Annotated in this window: 21 protein-coding genes; 10 read left to right on the top strand and 11 right to left on the bottom strand. The window is 50.0% G+C overall.

The genetic code is table 11. From position 1 onward, the window contains the following. Positions 1-173 precede the first annotated feature (173 nt). Positions 174-1523 (bottom strand): MFS transporter, encoded by a 1350-nt coding sequence (locus P4D80_RS18935; protein ID WP_421655561.1) that lies wholly within the window; start codon positions 1521-1523, stop codon positions 174-176. A gap of 449 nt (positions 1524-1972) precedes the next feature. Here P4D80_RS18935 and P4D80_RS18930 point away from each other — a divergent pair, with 449 nt between their 5' ends. Continuing rightward, positions 1973-3481, top strand: coding sequence for a glycosyl hydrolase family 57 (locus tag P4D80_RS18930; RefSeq protein WP_421655560.1), 1509 nt, complete (start codon positions 1973-1975; stop codon positions 3479-3481). A gap of 322 nt (positions 3482-3803) precedes the next feature. Further along, positions 3804-4964 carry a hypothetical protein gene (locus P4D80_RS18925; protein ID WP_421655559.1) on the top strand — a complete coding sequence of 387 codons (1161 nt, stop codon included), beginning with the start codon at positions 3804-3806 and terminating at the stop codon, positions 4962-4964. A gap of 188 nt (positions 4965-5152) precedes the next feature. Here the strand turns inward: P4D80_RS18925 and P4D80_RS18920 are convergent, their stop codons facing one another. Both P4D80_RS18920 and P4D80_RS18915 read right to left on the bottom strand, forming a co-directional pair. Further along, positions 5153-6334 carry a homocysteine biosynthesis protein gene (locus tag P4D80_RS18920; RefSeq protein WP_421655558.1) on the bottom strand — a complete coding sequence of 394 codons (1182 nt, stop codon included), beginning with the start codon at positions 6332-6334 and terminating at the stop codon, positions 5153-5155. A 54-nt stretch (positions 6335-6388) separates the two neighbouring features. Then, entirely contained in the window at positions 6389-7867 is a 1479-nt protein-coding gene (locus P4D80_RS18915) for an MFS transporter (RefSeq protein ID WP_421655557.1), read from the bottom strand. Positions 7868-8101: 234 nt separating this feature from the next. On the opposite strand from P4D80_RS18915, the gene P4D80_RS18910 reads away from it, so the two are divergent. From P4D80_RS18910 to P4D80_RS18900, 3 genes are all read left to right on the top strand, one after another. Beyond that, positions 8102-8629: a phosphoribosyltransferase gene (locus P4D80_RS18910; protein ID WP_421655556.1), complete on the top strand. Its 528-nt coding sequence runs from the start codon at positions 8102-8104 to the stop codon at positions 8627-8629. A gap of 354 nt (positions 8630-8983) precedes the next feature. Beyond that, on the top strand, positions 8984-9826 hold the full coding sequence (gene crtE, locus P4D80_RS18905; RefSeq protein ID WP_421659568.1) for a geranylgeranyl diphosphate synthase CrtE: 843 nt from the start codon (positions 8984-8986) through the stop codon (positions 9824-9826). 261 nt (positions 9827-10087) lie between these two features. After that, entirely contained in the window at positions 10088-10543 is a 456-nt protein-coding gene (locus P4D80_RS18900; RefSeq protein WP_421655555.1) for a divergent PAP2 family protein, read from the top strand. 257 nt (positions 10544-10800) lie between these two features. Here P4D80_RS18900 and P4D80_RS18895 read toward each other — a convergent pair whose 3' ends face one another. The 3 genes from P4D80_RS18895 to P4D80_RS18885 all read right to left on the bottom strand — a co-directional run bounded on the left by P4D80_RS18895 (position 10801) and on the right by P4D80_RS18885 (position 13653). After that, positions 10801-11586, bottom strand: coding sequence for a DUF2993 domain-containing protein (locus tag P4D80_RS18895; protein WP_421655554.1), 786 nt, complete (start codon positions 11584-11586; stop codon positions 10801-10803). Positions 11587-11981: 395 nt separating this feature from the next. Beyond that, complete coding sequence (locus tag P4D80_RS18890) at positions 11982-12653, bottom strand: ATP-dependent Zn protease (RefSeq protein ID WP_421655553.1); 672 nt, start codon at positions 12651-12653, stop codon at positions 11982-11984. Between the two features lie 175 nt (positions 12654-12828). Then, on the bottom strand, positions 12829-13653 hold the full coding sequence (locus tag P4D80_RS18885) for a M15 family metallopeptidase (protein WP_421655552.1): 825 nt from the start codon (positions 13651-13653) through the stop codon (positions 12829-12831). Positions 13654-14011: 358 nt separating this feature from the next. Between P4D80_RS18885 and P4D80_RS18880 the strand changes: the two genes are divergently transcribed. After that, positions 14012-14938: an AEC family transporter gene (locus P4D80_RS18880; protein WP_421655551.1), complete on the top strand. Its 927-nt coding sequence runs from the start codon at positions 14012-14014 to the stop codon at positions 14936-14938. 365 nt (positions 14939-15303) lie between these two features. Here the strand turns inward: P4D80_RS18880 and P4D80_RS18875 are convergent, their stop codons facing one another. Both P4D80_RS18875 and folD read right to left on the bottom strand, forming a co-directional pair. Then, a complete protein-coding gene (locus P4D80_RS18875) occupies positions 15304-15768 on the bottom strand; it encodes a hypothetical protein (protein ID WP_421655550.1) in 465 nt (154 codons plus the stop codon). A gap of 508 nt (positions 15769-16276) precedes the next feature. Next, a complete protein-coding gene (gene folD, locus P4D80_RS18870; protein WP_421655549.1) occupies positions 16277-17146 on the bottom strand; it encodes a bifunctional methylenetetrahydrofolate dehydrogenase/methenyltetrahydrofolate cyclohydrolase FolD in 870 nt (289 codons plus the stop codon). A gap of 65 nt (positions 17147-17211) precedes the next feature. Here folD and P4D80_RS18865 point away from each other — a divergent pair, with 65 nt between their 5' ends. From P4D80_RS18865 to P4D80_RS18855, 3 genes are all read left to right on the top strand, one after another. Then, the gene (locus tag P4D80_RS18865) at positions 17212-17634 is read left to right on the top strand and encodes a hypothetical protein (protein WP_421655548.1); all 423 of its coding nucleotides are present in this window, start codon (positions 17212-17214) and stop codon (positions 17632-17634) included. Continuing rightward, on the top strand, positions 17634-18074 hold the full coding sequence (locus P4D80_RS18860) for an NUDIX hydrolase (protein WP_421655547.1): 441 nt from the start codon (positions 17634-17636) through the stop codon (positions 18072-18074). Before P4D80_RS18865 ends, P4D80_RS18860 begins: the two co-directional genes overlap by 1 nt. Positions 18075-18752: 678 nt before the next feature. Then, complete coding sequence (locus P4D80_RS18855) at positions 18753-19754, top strand: diguanylate cyclase (RefSeq protein WP_421655546.1); 1002 nt, start codon at positions 18753-18755, stop codon at positions 19752-19754. Positions 19755-19838: 84 nt separating this feature from the next. Here the strand turns inward: P4D80_RS18855 and P4D80_RS18850 are convergent, their stop codons facing one another. The 3 genes from P4D80_RS18850 to shc form a co-directional block, all read right to left on the bottom strand. Further along, entirely contained in the window at positions 19839-20774 is a 936-nt protein-coding gene (locus tag P4D80_RS18850) for a DUF2259 domain-containing protein (protein ID WP_421655545.1), read from the bottom strand. Positions 20775-21121: 347 nt separating this feature from the next. Further along, positions 21122-21439, bottom strand: coding sequence for a hypothetical protein (locus P4D80_RS18845; RefSeq protein WP_421655544.1), 318 nt, complete (start codon positions 21437-21439; stop codon positions 21122-21124). Next, complete coding sequence (shc, locus tag P4D80_RS18840; protein ID WP_421655543.1) at positions 21402-23585, bottom strand: squalene--hopene cyclase; 2184 nt, start codon at positions 23583-23585, stop codon at positions 21402-21404. Before shc ends, P4D80_RS18845 begins: the two co-directional genes overlap by 38 nt. 959 nt (positions 23586-24544) lie before the next feature. On the opposite strand from shc, the gene P4D80_RS18835 reads away from it, so the two are divergent. Then, complete coding sequence (locus P4D80_RS18835; RefSeq protein WP_421655542.1) at positions 24545-24790, top strand: hypothetical protein; 246 nt, start codon at positions 24545-24547, stop codon at positions 24788-24790. Positions 24791-25042 lie beyond the last annotated feature (252 nt).

The following is a 25042-nucleotide window of genomic DNA, read 5'->3' as shown; positions in this document are numbered from 1 at the left end:
GAGTAGGAGGGAGCCAGAATAGTATCTGTAGTCCCGCCATGCTGTACTAGCAACAACTAACAACAGCGTTGCTGAATTTGGGTATGAAATAGGTGCTGTATGCTCGAAACTTCGTTCCAAATTCATACTGCTTTTCAACAACGCCGCTAACAACAACTCTCTCAGCCCCTGTCTCAAATCGCATCTTGCACAACCCGGCGAGTATTTTGCCACGCCCAAATGCCAACAAGGCTGACAACCAGGCTCATACTAAACAGCACAACTCTTAGCCCCAGGGCATCGGTGAGGGGGCCTGCGATCGCCAGCGGCAGACTCAGGGCAATATTGGCAACATTATTCTGAAACCCAAAGACTTTACCACGCATTGCTTCTGGCGTCTGGTACTGAATCAGGGTTTGCATTGGAACCCCCACCAGGGAAGCTCCGACGCCTAACAGAGTAATTAAGCCCAGGCCCAGCCATAGATCTGCCGTGAAGTTGAATGCAGCCAAACTGGCAGCAATCACTAGGAAGCCGGCCATCGGTAGGGGTTTGTGGTGAACGCGATCGCCCCAATGCCCCAGCAACCCTGCTCCAAACACCATCCCCACCCCTGCCGCTGCCAGCAGAAAGCCAAACTGCGTTGGTTGTAGCCCAATTTCCTCTGCCAGGTCGATCGCCAGCACGGTGAGAGCTGCAAAAACTGAGTAAAGCAATGTTAGTTGTAGCATGGCATTGCTGACCAACCGATCCGTCTTCAAATATTGCAGTCCTGCCTTAAAGTCATACCAGGGATGGGCTGGACCAAAGTGGGGGGCAGCTCCTCGTCGTTCCCGGTTAGGGAGGGTGTAAAGCGTAAACGAAGCTGCCATATACAATCCACCGACCAAAACTTCCTGCCCAAACTTCCCCCAGGAACTGGCCAGCGTTAACAGCGGTTCACCGATCGCGAACCCAACGATCAGCGATCCCATCATCGTGGTGGTGAAAAGGGCATTGGCCGTCAGTAGACCCTGTTTAGGTACCAGCAAGGGAATAGCGGCCTGTTCAGCGGGGGCAAAGAACTGGGTCGCCACTGATTCCAGAAAACCGATCGCCAGCAGTATCACAAACTCCCTGGGCAACAGCGGAATCAGCAACACCAGTAACCCCCGTATCAGATTACACCCTGCCAGGATTTGTCGTTTATCAAAGCGATCAACAAAAATTCCTGCCACCGAACCAAATAAAATCGCTGGTAAAGTAACCGCAATCATCAAAGCCGACCGGGCAGAATTCGCCCAACCCGGTGGAGTTTGATAGGTGACCAGCAACGCAATCAACAGAACAAAAAAGACCTTGTCTGCAATTTGAGAAAGAATTTGCCCAATCCAAAGCGACAGAAAAGGGCGATTCTTTAAGAGGGCAGAAAAACCACTGCCAGATGGACTTGTTGAGAGCATAAACGACTGTTTCCAGGCAAAGAGGTTAAGGACATTTCGTTGATTGCGCCCTGATCGCACCAAACTGGATGCTTCACGTCGACTTGCAAAAAGGCTAGGCAATTCTAACTCTCCTATTCGGAGAAGAAAAAGGAAAAAAGAAGAAAGAAGAAAAGAAAGGTCGACCTAACAAGGTAATGATGCGCGGCGCTAGCTATACTCATTAACCACTCAAAAATCATGAGGACCTGTAAATTTGATTGGGCTAAAGATGGCTGAAACCCCTAATTTACCGTCAAATTGACACAGAATTCTGAACAAGCTCCATTACGATTCGGGCACTATCGAAAGAAAGAATTACAGGAGCAGGTTGATTAGTCGTATCTGTCCTGCCCATCACTCCATCCCCCCACCATCCCATCACATTAGTTCCTGACCCCTTTCTTCTTTTCTCTTTCTTCTCCAAAGTCTTTAAAGGTTCTGCCAAAAAGTTCTGATCTATCATGCTGGGGTGGTTCGCCGAGGGTATGGCGAAGAGTGACTGTCAAATAGTCAGCATTAAGGAAAGACTTATGATTGCAACAGCGCCATCTCCGAATTTGCCTGCGCTAGAAGAAATCAGGGGAGGATTGCCAAACATCTGTGGTTGGGAAGCCGAGATTCGTTCGGTCGTTAACCACCATGAATCTGTCTTTTTGCCCAGAACTAATCTTCGTCTGGAAAATATCTCGGCTGGGTTTGCCTGTGCCCTTCATATGCATCAGCCCACGATTCCGGCAGGGGTCAATGGTGAGCTAATCTGCAACCTTCAGTACATGTTTGAGCATGCGGGTGAGGGTGACAATCACAATGCGGAAGTTTTTGCCTGGTGTTACTCACGCATGGGCGATTTCATTCCCGAACTGGTGGATCATGGCTGTAACCCACGCATCATGCTGGATTATTCCGGTAATTTGCTGTGGGGACTGCGCCAGATGGGGCGGGAGGATATCCTCAACAATCTCAAGCGTCTCGCCTGTGATCCTCATTACCAGCCCTATGTAGAGTGGTTGGGCACCATGTGGAGCCATGCCGTTGTGTCCTCCACTCCGATTCCTGATATCAAGTTGCAGATTCAGGCGTGGCAGCAGCACTTTGCCGCCATTTTTGGTTATGAAGCTTTGAGCCGGGTCAAAGGTTTCTCTCCCCCAGAAATGCACCTGCCCAATCACCCCGATACGCTGTATGAGTACATCAAGGCTTTGAAGGAATGCGGGTACCGCTGGTTGTTGGTGCAGGAGCATTCGGTAGAGCGGCTGGATGGCTCTGGTTTGTGGCATGACCAGAAGTACGTTCCCAATCGTTTGGTGGCTCGTAACTCCAGAGGTGAAACGATTCACATCACGGCCTTGATTAAGACTCAAGGCTCTGATACCAAGCTGGTTGCTCAAATGCAGCCTTACCACGAAGCCAAAGGTCGCGGAAGCCAAGTGGTAGGTGGCAAGACGATTCCCTCCTGCGTTACCCAAATTGCCGATGGAGAGAACGGCGGTGTGATGATGAACGAATTTCCGCGGGACTTTCAACCGGTCTGGCACGAGATTAAGGAAAACGGGCGCAGTAGCACTGGAGTAGTGGGTTTGAATGGTACTGAGTACATTGAATTGATTGAAGCCGCAGGTGTCAGTCCAGATGACTATCCTGAAATCCAGGCGGTGCAGCAGCACAGGATCTGGCAGAAGGTTGATCCCAGCCAGGCTTCACCAGAAGCGGTGGAACGGGCGATCGCCGAGCTTAAGGAAACCGACCACCAATTCCACATGGATGGCGCATCCTGGACGAATGACCTGAGCTGGGTCAAAGGCTACGAAAACGTCCTGGGTCCCATGAACCAGCTTAGTGCCGCCTTTCACCAGAAGTTTGATTCCCTTGTGCAGCAAGATCCCTCCGTCACCCAGCGCGAAGACTATCAGAAGGCGCTGTTGTATAACTTACTACTTCAGACCAGTTGCTTCCGTTATTGGGGACAGGGAGCCTGGACTGATTATGCTCGCGAAATTTACCGCCGGGGCGAAGCCGTGCTGGGAAAAGTTGTTAGTTAGGTGACAGGCGACAGGTGCCAGAGAGAGTGGATGAGTGGATGAGTACCCTCCCCTTTCCACCCATGTCAGCCAGACGCTTTTGGGTATGATGGGTTTAATAAACTTGCTGCTTTGCGATCGCCAATGTTAAGAATGAATTCGGCATGGTCGTCTGTTCCTGGACTGATTGTGTCAAATCTCTTTCCTGAGATTCAGTAAGAATCGGATCTATCTCTCTCGTTTGTAAAAATTCTGCAAACTTTTCTGATCAATCCCTTGCCCACTTGCATTCAGTACAATAAGCAGACTGATGCAGTCGTGCATTTAGCCTGAGCTAAAGCCTATGAGCCCCTTGCCTGATCGGTTTTTCCAGTCCTCCCATCCTCCTTTGCCCAAGCCACTTCCATCGGATGAGCAGCTTTCTGCTGAATCTGATTCAACGAAAGGAGTGCCATTGAATAACTCGTCCGATATGGATTCCAACCATCCTTCCGAGAACGAAACAGCGTCTACTCGACTGGTTCCAAAGCGTCCATTAATGCGTCCGGTGAACCGTCCTCAGCCCCCTACCCCGCCCTCTACTACATCGGAAAAGCCACCGACAACTCCTCCTGCCGTTACTCTAAAAGCTGAATCGACAGTTTCGGCAGGTAAAGTTCCTTCACCAACGCCTTCACCAACGAGTAAGCAACTCCTGGCTGAACAGGCCAGCATGCGGCAACAGCCCATTCCCCCCCCTAGTGAACCCAAGCAATACCGGGCGATCGGTTTGCTGCGCGGTCAGTATTCTCCTTCTGAAGAGCAATTCACCCGTGGCACCTTAAAGACGGTCGATGGCACCGAGATTGAAGCGGTTCTTCTGGGTCGAGTGATGAGTCTGGTGCGAAACCATCTGGACTTATCAGAGGACCACCTCTGGGTGGTGTATCCCCGCACCCGTGAAAGCCAGGAAAACCTGCATGCCCAAATTGTGGGTGTTTGGGAGCCTGAAAAATTGAGTAAGAACAAAGATCAGGATGGGGAAGGTACGGCTGAGGAATCTGGAGAACCAGCTCAAACTGAGGCCGGTGGAGAATCTCTTTCCCCTGGCTATGAGGATGACTATTTTTCAATTCGAGGTGAAGTCGTATTCTATTCAGCAGAAGAAAAGCAAGTTGCCGTAAAAATTCAGCAAGCAGCTCGTAAAAGTTCTAGCAAGGCAAAGGCGTTTAAGCTTCAGCTAGAAGGCGCTCTGGACAGTCCCAAAACGCTGGGCTACTTTTGGGACTTACATGTCAAGCGAGTCGGAACGTCCCTCGTCATTACAGATGGAACAGCCATTGGTCTGGTTCCACCGAAGAAAAAAACAGCGTCAGGCTTCAAGAAAGAGCGACGTCCCTTTAAGAAAAAACGCGATCAACGTCCTGGTGGTGGCCACAAGAGCAGCAGTGGTAACTCCGCCCCGACTCGTCGTGAACCACCTCCCAAACCCGTAAAACGGAATGACCAGACGAATGAGAGCTAGTTCCTGGTGGTTTGTTAGGACTTATTTCGTAAGTTGAAAACTCACAAAACAACCACTCTGACTCAATCAAGGACACAGAATTAATTTGTTGAAGGTGCAGGGGTTCTCCTCGCTTGGGGGCGCAGCCCCCATATACCCTTAAAACCAATGTCCTAAGCAACTTGGCGACAGCTATAGTGTTTGCAACACTAGTCGATCGCAATCTGCGCTCCCCAGGCATCCTGGGATAAAAACGTCTGATCAGCAGGGATGGGGGCAACAGGTTCACTCAGAAGAAACTTGCCAGCCTCTATCCATTGCTTCAGTTCAATCGCAACCTGACGTGAGAGGTAGATGCTGGCAAGGGGCGCAACCCGCACGGTCTTGCCGTCAATCGCCAGTCGTCCAGACTTGAGCTGGGCATAGCTGACCAGACCAAAAATCGGGCGAACGCGGCGCGGAATGGAAAAGTCCACAATCGGTGCCACCAGATCCTGATCTTGAACGGCACACCTGGCAACAACTTCCTCGTTGAGGACTGGCAGGGGAATACCTACCCCCAGCATTAAAGAGGGGCCATAGCTTTTGAAATAACACCCCCGCACCCAGCGGGCATCCATCTGCTTGGCATTTCCAATTAGCGCAAGGGTTGCAGCGGGGCCGATGGGTGTCCGATTTGGTAATCGCTTCTGGAGCGGAAAGTGCTGAGTTCCTTCCCAGGCCACATAGCCAATACCTCCCCCCAGAAAGATGCGGGTGCCAATTCCAATCAGATTCAGGTCAGGATCGTTAAACAGCGGAGCGATCGCGCCTGGGTTGGAATATACCGCATTGCCCAGCCGGGGTTGTAGAGGTCCCAGATAGGTAAAGAGGGGGCGATCGCCTCCATTGACTCCCACAATGAAGTTTTGATAGAGATTTCGCGGGTTAAAGAGATAAAACTGATTGATCGTATCGCGGGTAATCGTCGTTTCAAAAGAAGCACGGGGATAGCAATCCGTTACTTGGCCCACAGCCCTTAAGTGAATCGGCTTACCAGCAATGAGGTCCTGAATTACATAGCCGCCACCCCGTTCACGCATCTCCTCGCCATCACTGCTTTCTGCCATCTGGGTGGCACCTATGTAAAGGTCAACAGCCCCAAAGCCAGAATAAGCCGGAACCCCATCCAGCCAGCATCGGCGAATTTTAATAGGAGGATCGGTGTGTCCCAGGTTGAGAATTGCTCCGGAGGATTCCATCGGCTCAAACGTTCCAGTCGTCACCACATCCACTTCCGTTGCGGCCTGAGTTACGCCAGCTTCCACCACCCGTGCCTTCAATTCCTCAACCGTCCAAACAACTGCACAGCGACGGCTAATTTTGTCATTAATGTCAGCAATAGTTCGCATGAAGGGTTTCTACAACACTACCCAACTAAATGGTTGATAAACTTACGCCAGGCTTTAATGGTCCCATCCCCCACCTTCCTTTCTTCTTTCCAAATTGGCACGTTTGCGTTCCTGAAGTTGTAGCAGAATTTCGGCATGAACCTCACGGGTGATAGGATAAAGGTAGGCCAGAAACAAGCCAAGCAGGAGAATTGCTATGGGAATGGGCCCGATCAGTAACCGGATTGCCCACAAGGCTGACTGAGGCTGAATTGGAGCTGCTTGTCCGCCAGTGGTGGAGATAAAACCGGAGTATTGCAGCGCAACGCCTACCAGAAACAGTCCGATCGCCAGTGCCACTTTTTGCAACAGCACCATAAACCCATAGAAAATGCCCTCCCGCCTCTGGCCAGTGTGCAATTCATCCAGCTCAATCACATCGGGAATCATGGACCAGGGAATCAGGTAAGCGGTGGCCACCCCAAAACCCGCCAGCACCGCCAGAAAGTACATCAGCTTAATCTGCCCGGGTTGCAGGAAAAACAGCCCAATCTCGGCAATAATCCAGAGGGTCATCCCCATAAAGTAAACCGATTTTTTCCCAACCTGGCGGCTGACTGCACTCCAGACAAACAGCATGATCAGTCCAGTCACCTGAACGGCCATCACAACCTGGGTGAAGTCCTGGTCGGTCAAACCCATCCAGTTCTTGACAAAGTAGGGAATAACTGCAACGGTGTTTTGCACCGCTAGCCAGGAACAGAGGTAAATTCCAATGACATAAAGAAACGGGCGATTGCTGAAAGCGATTTTAAGCTGCTGGAAGTAGGGAATGGAATCCGATGAATCTACCGTTTCCTGACGTTGCCGTTCAGTTTCCTGAACCCGTTCACGGGTGCCCCATACGCACCAGTAAATGGGCAGCACAGATATAACTGCGCAGACACCGCCCAATACCAGGTATTGCCTGGTGGGGTCATTCCGAATCAGATTGAAGATTGCCAATGCCAGCAAAAGAGAAAAGATGCTGCCGCCAATGGAAAAGGCGAAGCGGAAACTGTTGAGGCTGGTGCGTTCGTCGTAATCCTGGGTCAGTTCAGCAGTAAGGGTAGTATAGGGCAAATTAACTGCTGTGTAGAAATTGTTAAATAAGAAGGCAACGACTATGTAATACCAGAATAATCCCCAATAGTTGGTATTGGGGCTATCGCTAAAGCGAGGAACGACCCATTGTAGAAAAAAGAAAAGCCCAAAAGGGATGGCGCCGAAAAGCATCCAGGGGTGCCGTCGGCCCCAACGACTGTTTGTGCGATCGCTCAACCATCCAATAATTGGGTCATTAATCGCATCCCAGATTTTGCTGATCAGCAAAATACTACCCGCGATCCCAGGAGGGAGTCCGGCCACATTTGTAAAAAAAATCAGAAGAAAGACTGCCAGAATATTGGCGGTGATGGCAGGCCCCAGGTCTCCTGCTCCATAGGCCAGTTTTGTACTTAAACTGAGCTTTTGTGGTTTTGGCAAAGTTCCATCCGGGGAAGCAGGATTGTTCATAGCAGGGGCGAGAAATGTTAGCCAAAGTTGTATCATTCTGTTCAATCTTCGACCATGAAAAGCGCACCTGCCATAACAGATTGTTACTTGTCAGACGGAATACAGTCTAAAAGTGAACCAACCTACCTGGAAATTAGCGTCAGATTGCTACAGGTCATTTTGTAGCAAATCCCGCAGCCCACATCTGTAGAACAATCTTTTTCCGATTCCCATTCCCTATCTCTCCTTGTGTCCATGACAAACCTTTATGTTTCCTGGTCAGAGTACCACCAAAAAATTGAACAGCTTGCCGTCAAAATCTACCAATCCGGTTGGAACTTTAACCAAATCGTCTGTTTGGCAAAGGGTGGGTTGAGGGTTGGTGATATTCTGGCGCGGATTTACAACCTCCCACTCGCCATTTTGGCAACTTCCTCTTACGGCGGACTTAACAATCAGGTGCGCGGATCGATTACTTTTGCCCGCGACCTTACCATGACCACGGCAAATTTGGGCGATCGCGTGCTGCTAGTGGATGATCTGGTTGACTCAGGTGTCACCTTAAAGAAAACCCTCATCTGGCTCGATCGCAAATACGGCTTTTACATCGAAGAAATCCGTACCGCCGTTCTCTGGTACAAAGACTGCTCCGTCATTACACCCAACTACTACATCGATTATCTTCCTGACAATCCCTGGATTCATCAACCCTTTGAACCCTATGAACAAATGACCCCAGCCGATTTAGCGGAAGCCCTCTCTTCCTCTACAGCAAAGCCCTAGAAGGGGATGGAGGAGTGGATGGGTGGATGGGTGGGATAAACACTCCCTTCCCTCTTCCATGATTCTTAATGAATGTCCCATGGGTGCATAAAGCTCCGTAGAATGATGAGGGGGCAGAAACCTGCTCGCTGGCGATCTGGCAAAAATCGGTTTCGATCACAATCAGTTTTTTTGTTTAGATGGCGTGTCTTACTTAAGGTCTTCGTGTCTTACTTAAGGTCTTTTAGTGTGGTTGAGTGTCACTAGTCATGACTGGGAGGGATAGAGGAATGGTATTGATGGACGAGTTGAAAGCGTCCCAAGGGGGAATCCCACTTTGATTTATCGACTTACTTATCAGAGCGTCAGGCTTTAATAGAAGCTGCTCTAGACCGTTCCCTCCAGGTCATCTATCCTGAAACCATTTATGAGGCGATGCGTTACTCACTGATGGCAGGAGGGAAGCGTCTGCGTCCAATTCTTTGTCTAGCAACCTGTGAGTTGGTCGGCGGCACTATTGAGATGGCAATGCCTACAGCCTGTGCCCTGGAGATGATCCATACAATGTCATTGATCCATGATGACCTGCCAGCGATGGATAACGACGACTATCGACGGGGCAAACTAACCAATCACAAAGTTTTTGGGGAGGACATTGCAATTTTGGCAGGAGATGGGTTGCTAGCCTATGCATTTGAGCATGTTGCCGTAGAAACCCGGAATGTTCCTGCTGATCGCCTGTTGAGAATTGTCGCCATCCTGGGGCGGGCTGTCGGTGCCGCTGGTCTGGTTGGGGGGCAGGTTGTTGATCTGGAGTCAGAAGGCAAATCCGATGTTTCTCTAGAGACGCTGACCTTCATTCACAACCACAAAACAGCTGCGCTTCTAGAAGCCTCGGTCATTTCTGGGGCAATCCTGGCGGGTGCAACTGAGTCCGATGTGCATCGGCTGTCTCGCTATTCCAAAAATATTGGTTTGGCCTTTCAAATTATGGACGACATTCTCGATATCACATCAACCCAGGAAGAACTGGGCAAAACTGCCGGAAAAGATCTGCGAGCCCAGAAGGCAACCTATCCCAGTATCTGGGGTCTGGAGGAGTCAAGACGTCAGGCCCATTCCCTGATTCAAGACGCTAAAGCAGAATTGGCCGACTTTGGTGATCCTGCTCGACCGCTAATGGCGATCGCAGATTTTATTATTGCTAGGACCCATTGAATTTGTTGGTGATTAGTGGTTAATTGCCAGTTAGATGAGTGGATGGATAAGGCTTAAGTTCTAAGTTTTGAGTGACTTCTAACTGTTGGTTGTTAGCGATAGCTGTTGCTCCTGACTTTTCCTTTTCCTCTTTTGCCTTACTGATACCGACTCTCTAGTCACCAGCCCCTGGCCCCCTTAACTCCTGACTTCTGGCTTCTTCCTTCTTCCTTCTCCCTCCTCCCTCCTCCCTCCTCCTACCCCTTCACTGAACCAGTCAACATGCAGGACTTTGGAACCATCCTCAACAACCAGGTGCTGTTGGTTGCACTTGTGGCGTGTGTAACGGCACAGGTCTTAAAGCTTATACTGGATTTCGGTAAAAATGGAAAAGTGAATGTGCGGGTGCTCGTAGAGACAGGTGGTATGCCAAGTGCCCACTCAGCTCTGGTAGCAGCGCTGGCAGCAGGAGTCGGGCAGACTGTGGGTTGGGCAAGCCCTGACTTTGCGATCGCCCTCATCTTTGCCATCATCGTTATGTACGATGCTGCCGGAGTTCGTCAGGCAGCAGGCAAGCAAGCCCGCATCTTGAATCAAATCATCGACGAATTTTTCAACGAAGACCATCACTTCAATGAAGACCGCCTCAAGGAGCTTTTGGGCCACACTCCTTTTCAGGTCATTGTCGGATCAATCCTTGGCGTGGTCATTTCCTGGTTAGCAGAGATGGCCTACTGATTACCGAATTAACTACTGATTACCGAATTAATTTGACGGCAGACGCCCTAGTGCAAGAATTCATAAGCCAGAAGCGAAATTTCTGGCTTATGAATTCTCTAAATTCTTAAATAGCTACACACACCATACTTAAGACAGGGTGCAGGGTTTGATCCCATCTGGGGGCATAACCCCACCCTCGCTTAAAACTAATATCCTCAACAACCTGGCGACGGCTATATGAAATTCAAACCTACACTGGTGCTCCATCAAGAGCATTAGCCGCTTCCTGGAAAATGGTCAACCTGGGCATAGCCGCTAAAAATGAGATTTTTGCCCTGAGTTTCCAGACGATTAATTCGCATCGTGACCCCATCCAGATCAAAGCGATCCAGGTCAACCATGTTATTGAGAATATTGGCAAATGCCATTGTGAAAATCTGAGAAATCCCACGGAGGGATTCGGGCACAACATCTGGGTCAAACTGGGGGTCCTGAAACAAAATGCGGCGACGGCGCTCCGTTGCCAGAGTTGCTACCAGACTGATAGGTACAGACCCATTGGGCAATTCAGTTTTGGCAAAAATTTTGATGCCGTTCTCCGGCAACAATTGAACGTTCACGTCCGAGAAGGCAACGGGTTCTCCACCAGACAGGTTGGTCAGTTCAGGAGTATCAATGTTTTGCAAGCGCTTTTTCACCAGCTCCGCTTTGAATGCCTGATTGATCCCCGCTTCAGACAAAACCACTTGAGCAACGGCCTGAGTGGGCTGTTTGAGGCGAATCTTACCTTGTAGCACAGAACTGAAATCAATCGAGACGGCATCCGTCTCAAAGGACATTTCCTCAACGTGGAAATCCTTTCGAATAAGCAGATTCTTTCCGCTCATCTTGAAGCTGTCGATGCTTCCTTGCAGCAGTTTGCTGGCAGGATGGCAACGAACAACCACATCTACTGATTCACTTTGGGTGAATAAGTGACGGATTGATTGGCTGGTAACTGTGTTGAGCATACGCTCACCCAGATCAGCGCCAGGAGGAGTTGCAGTGAAGCCACCAAACATGCAGTTTCTAGTCTAGATGCGTCTTCCATTAATTTGTAACAAATTGTGAAGATATCGGCAATTGTTTTTCCCCTGTTTCTGTTTGTAAGATCGGCTGCAATCTCTATATTTGAGAATTTTGGCTGGCTTTCCAGAGCAACGATAGAGTTTTCTGAATGTATCGATTTGTAAAGTTCATGGTAAATGTTAAGAGCTCTATCCCTGTCTCTCTGACCCTACTTCTAAGTAATCTATAGCGTTCCTTCTTGAAATTTGAACGGGGTGTAGGGGGTCCACCCCCTTGTTCACAAATAGTCTGTGAATCCTATATAGCGGTCCTAAACCAGTTGTGAGATGGACAGGCTTTGTGAGAGGAAGTTCCGCAGGAACTCTTTCTCGCAATCCAAATAGAGTCGCTATATCAACATCGCCCGCCGACACTCTTCTATCGTTGCCTTTTTCTTCATGGCAGAAACGAGTGCTTCATACTCTTCCTGATGGTGCTGAATCAACGTTTTGGCTTGTAAAATCGCCCAGCGCTCCTTTTGCAGGCACTCAGCCGCTGGAAACCCCAGTTGGGTGAGGATGGCTCTCAGCTTCTGGCGATCGTCGTTGCCGCCTTCAATATTTGGGTATACCAGCGTTTCAGCCGCAATGCCCGCCATCCAGATCGTGCAGTAACGATTCAGTAGCTGGGCAGAGAGGACTGTCTGTTGCAATTCTTGCTCCAGTTCCTGGGTGTCAAACTGGACACCACCGTTACCGGGGTACCCTTGCCGAAAAGCTTCCCAGGCATTCAAAGCATAACCCGTTACCGGAATTCCTAATTGGTGAGCGACGAGAAAATGCCCCGCTTCATGGTGTACGACGCGATCGCGGTGTTCTTTAGAAAAGCTCGCCAGCCAATCTAACAGCAAAGTTGCTCCGCGCCCCTGCCAGCCGAATGTATCCAGTGTTGCCAGGCTCAGAATGCTGAAAGTGGCGATCGCCGGAACCACAGGAGACAAATGCACTAATGGCCCCAGCAGACTGGCAAGGGTAAAGATAAAGACTGTGACTGCAATTAAGTTAAGGGAAACCTCAGACATCAAAAGGGTTCTGGAGTGAAGGGTAAGTAAACCGCTAATTCATTCTCCCATGATCCACCCTTAACCCAAATGCTTTCTTCCATCTCTTCCCCCCTTCTTAAAAAGATTTCTAAGCGAACGCCGTTCGCCCTATCAGAAATCGCGATTACCTGAAAATTTTTATTCTGGAAAGCACTTAAGGCTCACCTTCTCCAGCCTGATCCCCGAGCTGTTTCTGGTCATCCCGCGCCTTATAAAAGGTCTTCAAGCTTTGGATATCCCCTGCATAACGCCAATGCCAGGGTTCATAACTCACTCCCTGCTTGTTTCCTTTCGGAAAAGATAATTCAAAACTATAATAAGCTGCATTGGCCTTTAGCCACTGGAAGGCGGCTGTTTTCTCAAAACTAACGCTCAAATGGGTGGCTGGAGTATTCCCATCTCCGATGTCAACGGCATAGCCTGTGTGGTGTTCACTGTAACCGGGGGGAGCACTGACCTTCGCCCGTTCTTCCGCGACCTGTCCCCGCTCGGCTTTCACATCAAAATAAAGCTTTTGTTGATCATCAATGGAGCGAAATCCAGAGATAGGAACGAGAACAACCCCTTCTTGAAGAGCCGCCGCTGCCATCTCCCGATAAGCCTTAGCCGCCGCTTTGCGTAATTTAATCCTGCCATCATCGGTGATGGGGGCCAGTTCAGAGCGGGGAGCTTCTGGATAGGCAAAATGCCCCAACAGAATCTCAGAGATTGGGGAAGCGGTGGGGGAGGGCTTGGATTCTACTGGCGCAGGGCTGGCGGTTGCAACGGTTGCACTCTCTGTCTGCTGCACACGCAGGGAAAACAAAACACCAGAAACCAGAGCGGCCAACCCGAGGGCAGACAGACTGCCTGCTAAAACCACAACATTGACCTGGGACTTGGGTTTTTCCTGGGGAGTTACCCGCAATGCAACCGGAATATCATCCCCTGGAGGGGATAAGACTCTGGGAGTTTTTTCCGAAGTGCCCGTGTTATCCAATCGTCTAACTCCTGCACTAAACAAATGCTTTACACATGAAAGCTCTCCTGACGGGTGGAGACCAGGTTACTTTTTCCACACACAGGTTTTTGGGGCTTCACCTTAGTAGTAGTGACGCGATCGCCAAACTTCAAGAGAGTTCCTACGAATTGTAGACTGAGACAGTTTAACCGAAAACCTCGTAGTTGGAATAGTTCAGAGATGCGGCAAAGTAGTTATAAATTAGTCACTGTGCGCCAGGTACAGCCGCATTCATCAAATTAAGGAATCAGAGGCCAGGAGTCGGGAAGGACAATGATTCTGGCTCTGGCTCCTGACTTCTGAATTCTATTCCCAGGTCAGCTTTATCTTAGCAATCATGACGATTTCAAACCTCTCGGCTGTTTACATTCCATTAATTAGCTGGACTGGTGTTGGTTGGTTTTTGGGTCGCTTGCTGCCGCCTTCCATTCCAGCCCATGTTGGGAAGTTTCTCTTCTGGATTGGTATCCCTATTGGAATTGTGGCATTTCTACGCCATACCCAATTGTCTCTTGCCCTCTGGATTGCACCAGTTGTTGCCTGGGCAGCCATGCTGGCTGGTGTGGGGTTAGCCTGGTGGATTAGCCGCTGGAAAAAGAAGCACCATTCTTGGAACCACCGGGCTCAGGGCAGTTTTTTGCTGGCGTCAATGGTGGGCAATACGGGATATATCGGGTTTCCTGTTTCCCTGGCTCTGGTTGGACCGCAATATTTTGCCTGGGCATTGTTCTATGACCTGCTAGGTTCAACTCCAGGAGCGTATGGTCTGGGTGTTGCCCTGGCCTCTCGCTTTGGTCAAGGTCAAACCCAAAATCCCTGGGAACCACTTCAGGCCATGATTAAAAACCCCGCTCTCTGGAGTTTTGGGATAGGACTGGCCTGCCGCAACTTACCATTGCCTGAACTGGTTGAGAACAGTCTGCGTGGGCTTGCCTGGTTTGTGGTTTCTCTGTCGCTGGTGCTGGCGGGGATGCGGTTAAGCCAGCTCTCCTCATTTCGCTACATCAAACCAGCCTTAATAGGGGTGGGAATCAAGATGTTGCTGGTTCCGCTTGTGTTAGGCACGATTTTATGGTGGAGCGGAATCACGGGAATGACCCATCGGGTAATTTTGCTGCAAATGGCAATGCCGCCTGCCTTTGCCACGCTTGTGATTGCTGAAGCCTATGAGCTGGAGCAGGAACTTGCGGTGACGGCACTGGCGATCGGCTCTTTAGGATTACTGGTTTTGCTACCTTTTTGGTTCTGGCTGTTTAGAGGGTGAAGAGGAAGTTGTTAAGTAGCCAGGCACAATCATAGCTGCCGCCAGGCTGCTTAGGACATTGGCTTGAAAGGGGGTATGGGGACTTCGCCCCCAGCCAGGGGCCAGCTAAGGGGGGAGCCACTGCGCCCTGTCTTAAGCCTAGTGGCTATAGCTATACATTTAGGATAATTTCGGGGTTTGAGGATGTGAAACTCCCTACTTTAGGGGTACAGTTTCCACTCCCCCCTTACAATCCCATACAATTAAGCATGGCTATAAGTATGGCTCCTTACTTAACCTACTTAGTGATTAGTTGTTAGAAAGTTCAGGCGCAATGATGGAGTAACTGCCCTGTGGAAATGAGGAGGCAGGGTAATGGAATATTGTTATCCAACCCAACTGACATCACCATCAGAAGAGCTAACCGAGGGTAAAGGTTTGGAGATGGGCACTGCGCGTCGGACTGGAGTTTGCCGAGGGTTTTCTGAAGGGGACGAGCTGCTGTTCCCGGAATCCAGATGGGGAGAGGGGTTAATGGTAGAGACTGCGGATGATGGACGAGTGATCGCACCCTCCTGTCGTAAAGCATTAGCCTCTTCTCGCCTGGCTGCTTCTTGCTCAGGTAAAACAATCTTTTTCATTAAATACTCAATAGTTTGCTGCTTGACCCAACCGCGGGCGGCCAGAATTTCTCCAAAGCGCATACCCGTTAACTTCTGATCATTGAGGGCAACATCCACCTGAGCGGGGGTCAATAGACCAGCCTCTACCAAGTAACCACCCAAACGCTTGTGGTTAGGAGAGTTATCGGAAGCAACAGAAGATAGGTTGCGATCGCCAATATCACGCATTTCTTGCCTCAAGGGAAGATTAAAATTGGAAACAGCAAATACAACACCCCTGCTAGTCCCAGAACAAAGCACACCGCGAGAGAGCTTAATTGGTCTTTTCAAGCATGATGCCGAGGTTAAGTTCTTCTTAGTTTGCTTTTGTAGATAGGTTCGCTTTTGTAGATACAGCGATCCTGTTTGGATTGTGAGAAAAGGGTCCGCAGGAATCCTTTCTCACAAAGCCTCTCAATCTCACGACTGATTTAGGACTGCTATAGCAGGTTATGTAAACCGTAGCGCAGGTAGATACGTAACCCGTATGATTGTTCTATACAGTATATCAATAAAATTACGGAAACTTCACCCCCTACTGGCCCTCCACAGCCTCATCCGCATAGGTACGGTAATATATGCAGTCTTAACAGTTGTGAGATGGACAGACTTTGTGAGAAGGGGGTTCCTGCGGAACTCCTTCTTACAATCCAAATAGGATCGCTATAGTCGCCTGGTACTAATGCCTCTTAAGGTCTTACCCCCGTTGCAGATAACTTTGAACTGTATTTTGCAATAGCATGGTGACGGTCATGGGACCAACGCCACCCGGAACAGGGGTGAGAAATGAGGCAACGGACTGGACACTATTAAAATCAACGTCTCCCACCAACCGCCCTTTTCCAGTTTCGTCAAGAATCCGGTTCATGCCAACATCTACGACAACAGCACCGGGTTTTACCTGCTCGGCAGTGATCAGTAGAGGGCGACCTACTGCAACAATCAGAATATCAGCAGTACGGGCGATCGCGCCCAAATCTGGAGTTTTGGAGTGGGCGATCGTCACAGTGGCATTGGCCTCCAACAGCAACAACGCCTGGGGTTTGCCAACCAGGATGCTACGGCCAATAACGACTGCCTGCTTGCCTTTAGGATCAATCTCATATTCCTGCAACAACCGCATCACGCCAGCGGGGGTGCAGCTCCGTAGACCGGCTTCTCCCCGCACTAGCCGCCCCAGGTTAGTAGGATGAAGCCCATCCGCATCCTTTTCGGGCAGGATTTGATTGAGCAGAGCAACTGCATTCAGATGGTCGGGGAGGGGGAGTTGTACCAGAATGCCATCCACACGATCATCCTGGTTGAGGGATTGAATCACGGCTTCCAGTTCTGTCTGGGTGGTGTCTGCCGGAAAGTGTTTACCAAAAGATGCAATTCCAACATTGGTACAGGCCCGTTCTTTATTCCGCACATAAGCTGCACTGGCAGGATTGTCACCTACCATCAACACTGCCAACCCGGGTGGGCGTCCCCGTTGAACCTGGAGAACCCGCACCTGTTCGGCTAGCTCAGCCTGCATCTTCTGGGCAAGGGCTTTTCCATCCAGCAATTGAGCAGTTAAAGTCATGGTCAAAGAAGTTGTGCTATTACAGCTTTAGGCTGTTCATCAGTTTCGCAGATTTGGCGTGAACTATGCATTTTCTTAAAGCATTGCGTGTATTCTTTTTAGCCTTTTGGGTGGTAGGTTTAGCTGCTTGTGGTCAGTCTGCCCAATCCGTCTCAGAAGGGCGCACGTCAGAACTGGTGCAAACGCTAGTGCAAACGGATGCCATCCAGGAAATTCAGCGATCGCCAAAACCAGGGACCATTGTTCACCTGAAGGGTAAAGTTGGAAGCCGGGTGCCGTTATTAGAAGGAATGGTGTATGAACTCAAAGATGCAACAGGTACAATCTGGGTTTTGACGAAGGGGCAGGTGCCTGATCAGGGAGATGAGGTTGTCATCCGAGGAAGACTGCAATATTTGAAATATCAGGGTATCCAATCGAAAGAGCAGGGAACAGCGTATATTGAGCAGCAGGAACAAATACAGCACACTCCTGCACTGAAGAGCTAATGGATACAAATACTTCCCATCGCCCTGAAGTTGCGATCGCCATCCTCCATCAAGACGGTAAATTTCTTATGCAACTGCGGGATGACCTGCCCAATATTCTTTATCCGGGACATTGGGCACTGTTTGGTGGACACCTCGAACCCGACGAATCGAGCGATGCTGCCATCCGGCGAGAGCTTTTAGAAGAGATTGGTTATACTCCACCCACCCTAGTTCCCTTTGGCTGTTATGAAGATGCCAGAGTCATTCGACACGTTTACCAGGGGACGCTGACCGTGGGCTTAGATGCCCTGGTGTTAAATGAGGGGGCAGATATGGATCTGGTTACCCTGGAAGAAATTATGAGGGGCGATCGCTACTCCCGTCGAACCCAGCAAATTCGCCCTCTGGGGCCACCCCATCAGCGCATCTTATTAGATTTTGTCAACCAGCAGATATAGCTGTCATCAGTTTACTTAGGACATTGGCTTTAAGGGGGGTATAAGGGTTTCGCCCCCAAGCCAAGGGTTCTAACCCCCTGCACTCCGCTTTAAATATGGTAGCCACAGCTATAAATGGGAATAGTTTCTAGGCCCCAGTTCCTGGCCCCTATCCCCCCATCCCCGCACCATACTTTCTACTCTGTCGTCAATCAGGATCACTATAGCAGTCCTAAATGCTTTGTGGAATGAAAAGGCTTTGTGAAAAGAAACTCTGCAGGAATCTCTTTTCAAAATCCAGATAGGATCGCAATAACACGATGAAAGTGGGCATTCTAGGGTAAGCAGGGGGGAGCTATCGCTTTCAGGTAAGCAGGTAGACGTAATCAAATTTAAGGATGATTTCGGAGGTAGAGAGGGTGAAATCCCCTGTCTGGGGCGCAGCCCCCACTCCCCCTTCTGACAGTTTCTTACAGTTAATTACGGCTATCTACTTATCTCTTTTCTAGGTATTGTTTTCGGAAAGTCATTTTCCGCAAGTGTATCTTTTTTTACAAAAGGATTTTTGCATAAGCCGTGCTGCACCAGGGTTCTTACCCCCCTTGCTTAATCGTCTATGATGTATGCTTTCCACGTGGAAATCCCAGTAATTTAGTGAAGTCCTGAATTGGATTCTCAGATAAGGCTATTGATCTGCCAATGGAAGCTTCGATTCTGCTAGTAGGAGGTGATGACTTTTTATCAACACTCCTGAATCGAATTCGGAATTTAGTCACCTGTATTGTGGAGGTTGCGTCCAGCCCTAGCGAAGCGGTTCCGCTGATTCAGGCACAACAACCTGACCTCATTATTCTTCAAGGAAACCAACCCGGCAGCCTTGAACTTTGTCATCAGATTAAAGAACAAACTAGACTCGCCTGGATTTACTGCATTGTGCTGGAAAGCCCGGCGCAAATGTTAGGAGATCCCTGGCTTGAGCGCAATTGGGAAATGGAGTCCAGGGCTGAAGCTCTAGAAAGTGGAGCTGATGCTTACCTGTGGCTTCCCTGCAATAACTCGAAAGGAGAAGCGTTAGAAAAAGAGGCTCTGAAACGGCAGGATCAGCTTTTGCGCTCTCAGATTGTATCGGGGTTGCGGATGGTTAAAACCTACCGTGAATTAATGCGCACCAATGACATCCTATCGGCGATCGCCCTTTCTGATCCCCTGACCGAGCTCAATAACCGGCGTGCGTTGGACTGGGAATTGCCCCGTCAGGTGCAAAATGCTCGTAGTCGGATGGAACCCCTCAGCCTGGTCATGCTGGATGTAGATTACTTCAAAAATATCAACGATACCTACGGTCATCCTGTGGGTGATCGCGCTCTACAGCTCATCTCCAGCCGCCTGCGTCATAATTTGCGGTTCCGCGATACCCTGTTTCGCTACGGTGGCGAAGAATTTGTAATTATTCTCAGCAACACTGACCAGCAAGAAGCCTCATTAGTTGCCAGCCGTCTCTGCCGCCTGATTAGCGAGCAGCCATTCACAATTGATGAGAATTTAGACCTCCATTTGACCATTAGCGCGGGGACAGCATCTCTTAAACCCACGGATGACTCTAGGGGTGCAAGCCTGCTTCAGCGGGCAGATCAAAATCTACTACAAGCAAAATCCTCTGGACGCAATCGCGTCGTCAGTGGTTTGGATAGGCAAGAGTGATGGGGGGATGGAGTGGGGGGATGTCACTCCCCCCACTCCATCTTCCTTTCCCCTTCATCCCTTTACTCCTTCATCCCCCACCTCTCACCTCAAATCAAACCCCTGCACCAGGGTTGTGCCTAGGGTACCTTCAAAGGTCGGCCTGGTTGCAGTGATGAGAATGGCTAAATGTTTGCCATTGGTAGACAGGTGTACTTCTCGGATGGAGTAGTCCAGTACCCAGGGTCGGAAGTTGTTCAGGGAGTCGAGCGATCGCCGTTGTCCATTGCTATCAATCTCTAGCATCATCGCAGTTTGAGGATTTCCTTTTTCCATTGCCCCCACTTGCTTCTGCCGCAATCGCAGTTTTAGCAAAGAATTCCGGTCATTCAGCCGCACAGTCACAGTTTCGATGCCATCGCTGGTGCGCGATCGCGATACAATTGGCAGACTTGTTCCCGCAGCAGGAGGGGTCAAGTTCAAAGCCTGTCTTAACTTCCATGTTTGTTGCAGCAGGTCATTTTCTGCGTCGGCAATATCCAGCCTGGCATCGGCTTCACCATAACGGGTTTCAATGCAACCTCGATCAATACATTGGTTAGACGATATTTCAACTAGTTGCATCGCCGCTTTGGGAATGCCAGCCCCACTATCCCGTGAGCTTTCCATGTAAATGAAGTAGCCTCCATCCCTGGAGAAGCCTGCCATCCGCTGAGCCATCCACTCAGTTGGGGTGAAGCGATTTTTGACAACTAATGTTGTCTCTACAACATTTTGCTCTCTGGCCTTTGCAATCGGGTAGTCAGAAGCGTCAGGGATGGAAGGAATTTTGGAAGAAGTCTCGATTTTTGATGGAATGGGTTGAGCCGATTCAACTTGCCTACCCTCATCAATAGGTGAATTCTCTGTCTGGACCACTATTGGACTGGGTAGCTCAACCAGAGGAGACGGGGGAAGATTTGCCTGAGAGCAGCCAGCCAGTAAAACCAGGAAAAATGAAGCCGACCAGGGTCGAAAAATCATTCTAAAACGTTGCAGCATAGTTATGAAAGAACCAGGAAACACACCGATCGCGCTGGGTGTTTGCCATCTCCCATCCCAGCGAAGATCTCTATAGCTGTCGCCAGGTTGCTCAGGACATTGGTTTTAAGAGGGTGTGGAGGCTTTGCCTCAGCAAGGGGTGGAACCCCTGCACCCCGTCCTAAGCCTGGTGGCTATCGCTATATTAGGCAACTACACGACTGACAGATCAGACTCCGGATGCCCTTTATTCAAAGTTTGCAGGGAAGCGTTGCTGAAAAGCAGTATGAATCGAAACGAGGTTTCGAGCATACAGCATCCATTTCATACCCAGATTCAGTCCATGCCGCAGGGAAGTTGGTTGCCAATCACTGGGAAAAATAACGGCCCCAATAGCCAGTTTTCGCAGCATAAAAACCAACACCTGCCATCAGGAGCCCCAGAGACAACAGGGCTGTGAGGCGGATCTGGCGGGTATGGGCAGAGGGAGTAATCGCTTCACGCACCAGAATCGAGGCGATCGCTCCCACGATATAGCTGAGGCACAGAACGAGATATAACTCATTTTGCATAAAAAACCAAGCACCACAGAATGCCAGTGCCAGCAGCAGCATCACTCCCTCCACAAACTGGGGCGGATTTTGCTGACTAATCAGAACCAGATTTCGCCATCCGTTTTGCCACATTCCGGTAACGGCCCAGAGCTGTTAATGGGAAGTGTTGATAATACAGATGGTAGCGTAAATAAAAGTGGCAGGGAAATCCAGTGCCTGTGAAGTAATCTTCATACCAGGTACCATCTGGACGCTGGGTTTCAATAAGGTAGCCAACACCCCGCTCAATCGCTTCCATTGCATAGGTGCCCGTTGCTTCTCCCGCTGCCATCAACCCAATCAGAGCCCAGGCCGTCTGGGATGCAGTGCTGTCACCCTGCCCCTTCAGTTTCGGGTCGTTATAGCTGAAGCAGGTTTCACCCCAGCCACCGTCCTGATTCTGACAGCGCACTAACCAGGCAGCACCCCGTTCAATTTCCTTCCTGTGAGATTGGGGCGCAATCAATGAAAGGGCTGACAAAACCCCGCTTGTGCCGTAGATGTAGTTCACTCCCCAACGGCCAAACCAGCAACCTTCTGGTTCCTGCTCACGGCGGAGATAAGCCAGTGCGCGGGCGATCGCATCAGGAGTGAGAGCAGTCGTTAGTTTTTGGTTGTTAGTTGTTAGAGAGGGATGGGGAGTAGGAGGGTGGATGGGTGGATGGGTAGATGAGTCTTGAGAGCTGAAGGCTGAGGGCTGAGGGCTGAGGGCTGAGTTAAAGCCTAACTCCTGACCGTTAGACCCTGGTCCCCAGGCCCTACCTTCTGACTTCTGACTTCTGACTTCTGACTCCTGGCCCCTAGCCCATCCCAACTTACCTGCCATTTCCAGCACTCTGGCAGTGACATCAGCGGTGTTGGGGTCAATCATCGCTTTGAGATCGCCGTAGGGAACGAGGTTAAGCCAGTCCTGATCGTTGTTCAGATCAAAAGCTGCCCAACCACCGGGTTTGCATTGCATGGTGGCAATCCAGTTCACGGCGCGGGCGATCGCTTGCTGCTTCAGTGGCTCATTTTCCAATTGAATGGCATGGAGAGCCATCACGACGACCGCCGTATCGTCTACGTCAGGGTAGAAGCGGTTGTCGAACTCAAATGCCCAGGCTCCTGGCTTACCTTCGCGATTTTTGACAGCCCAATCGCCATAGTCGAGGATTTGCTTCTCCAGCAACCAGTTACCGCCGCGCTGAAGGGCGGGATGGTCGGGGTTTAAGCCAGAGTCCACCAGCGATCGCATCACGAGGGCTGTATCCCAGACAGGTGAAATGCAGGGCTGGGTCCAGTACTGGTCCTCGGTTTGCAGGCAAAAGTTGTCAACCGCTTTCAGTCCCCGTTCCACAATTGGATCGGCAACGTTGTAACCGAGCGATCGCAACGCCAGCAGGGAATTGAGCATCGCAGGAATAATGCCACCCCAGTCTCCTGTATCTTCCTGACGCTCCAGCACCCATTTCTCTGCTGCTTTCAGTCCTTCTTCGCGGAAGGGGGTTAGTTTCAGGTTCTCGGCCAGCTTAAAAAGATCATCCAGGGTCACGAAAATATCCGTCCAATCACCGTGCCGGGGCAACTCAAAGCGCACATTCTCGCGCCCTTCGGCATACAGTTCATCCAGGTTGATGGCTGGATCAACTTTGTAAACAGGCTTCTGGTCAAACACAATCAGGAGAGGTACGGTGCTGCCCCGCGCCCAACTGGACATTTCATAAATAGTGAAGGGAAAGTTTTCTGGAAACAGCATGACCCAGGGGGGAATGGAGGGCAGCCCCCGCCAGTCGTAGCAGCCAATCAGAGCCAGGTGCATTTTGGTGAAAATGCGCGTTTTGCTGATGCCACCCCGTTCCAGAATGAACTGACGCGCTCTTTGCAAAGCCGGGTCAGAGGCGGGAACGCCAAGCAATCTCAATGCCATGTAAGCTTCAACGGTGGTACTCAGTTCCCCGCCATCCCCGTAGAAAAGCTCCCAACCACCGTGGTCTCGCTGTTGAACCCGCAGGTACTTTTCAACCTTATGGAGCGGGCGGGTGCGATCGGTTCCCCAAATCTTGTGCAGCAAAACCGCTTCTGCGGTAATGGTGACATTTGATTCCAGTTCTGCCCACCAGTAACCCTCTGGATACTGGATAGAAAGGAGATAGCGCTGGCTTTTGGCGATCGCGTCCTCCAACTTTGCTAAAGCGCCATCCAATGGCTCTGCTACGACTTCCAAATTGGATGCCGCATCCTTATCTTGAGTTTGCATGTTCCTATTCCCCACTCAACACACCACACATTCCACCATTCACCATTACCTCACTGCGATCTGCTTCACCTATTGGCATGAATTCAACCGTTTAAGTAGGTAGCCAAAGTTAATTTTGGCGTCGCTGAATTTGGGTACGAAACAGGTGCTGTATGCTCGAAACTTCGTTTCGAGGTAGACCTAACAAGGTAATGATGTACGGCGCTAGTTGCACATCATTATCCACTCAAGAACCATTACGATTTGGGCACCACCCGTTTCGATTCATACTGCTTTTCAGCAACGCCTTAATTTTAAAGGGGGGAGTAGGGGCTGCGCCCCCAGACAAGGGGTTTCACCCCCTCCACCCCCAAAATTATCCTTAATTTAATTATTGCGCCCAGCTACTTATAGCGGTTTTCATTTGAATAAAGTACGGGATTGTGAGTACAGTGAGTACTTCACACCCTTGAAAAGAGCTATACGTAAGCCAATGGTGGTAATTGGTAGATATTGTATTTTCCCTTGTGAGAAAGAGGATTGGCAACCAGGATAAGGCCGGTGAGCACTGTTTTGACAACAGATGTTTTTGGAGCAAGCCAGGAATCAGCAATCAGATTCATTCTGACTCCTGGCTCCCGACTCCTGACTTCCCAATCGTTGAATATAGCGTTCTCAAATAGTTTGTGAACCCTGCACCTCGTTCAAATTTCAAGAAGGATCGCTATAGTCAGGTTGCGATCAATGCTGGCCCAAACCTTCGCAAGTAATTCTGTAAACTTCACTACTTTTTCATGGCCGATTTACCGTTGCTATACCTATTCTGTCTACGAACCGGAGCATCTTATTAAAAGTTGTCCCCACAAAAAAAATGGTTTTAGATTACTGCGCTGAATTTTGCACAATATCTCAACTCTCGTGCCCGTGCAACGGTTCCCACTGGCATCTCAATTTCCTTTTCCGGCAGCGGGAGGTTTAGGATGCAAACCTCTGCTTCTGGCGGTTCTCATCAATCTTCAATTGCCCGATCTGTTTCGCAAGCACAGCCCAGTTTTTCAACCAATCGTCCCTATTCAACCCTGGCAGAGTACTGCCTGCTTGGTGTTCTGGTTTCCTTGGGAGTAGGAGCTTTGCTGTACAGGCAATACCGATTATGGATTTTTGGACGACGGGTAAAAACTCTGGAACGATTGTGGAAACTCAACATTGAAAGGAAAGCCCTTTAACCATTAGTGGGCACATCGCCCCACCGCCTTCGGCACCTCCCCTTGGCAAGGCTACTGTGTATACATCAGTGATTTGTTTCCGCTGGAAACCTCTCAGACTTAACCCCCAACCCCTTCTCTCCAAGGGAAGAGAGCTCTGATTCAAGTCCCTCTCCGTGTCGGAGAGGGACTTGGGGAGGGGTCAAGTGATTTGTGTATACATGGTAACTTGGCAAGGGTAGGTTGGGAGGTCGGATTTGCACTGTTTTCAAA

The organism is Leptothermofonsia sp. ETS-13, assembly GCF_049200465.1.
In the GTDB taxonomy this organism is placed as follows: domain Bacteria; phylum Cyanobacteriota; class Cyanobacteriia; order Leptolyngbyales; family Leptolyngbyaceae; genus Leptothermofonsia.
The sequence above is the reverse complement of the archived record's forward strand: the minus strand, read 5'-3'. Positions and strand labels throughout refer to the sequence as shown.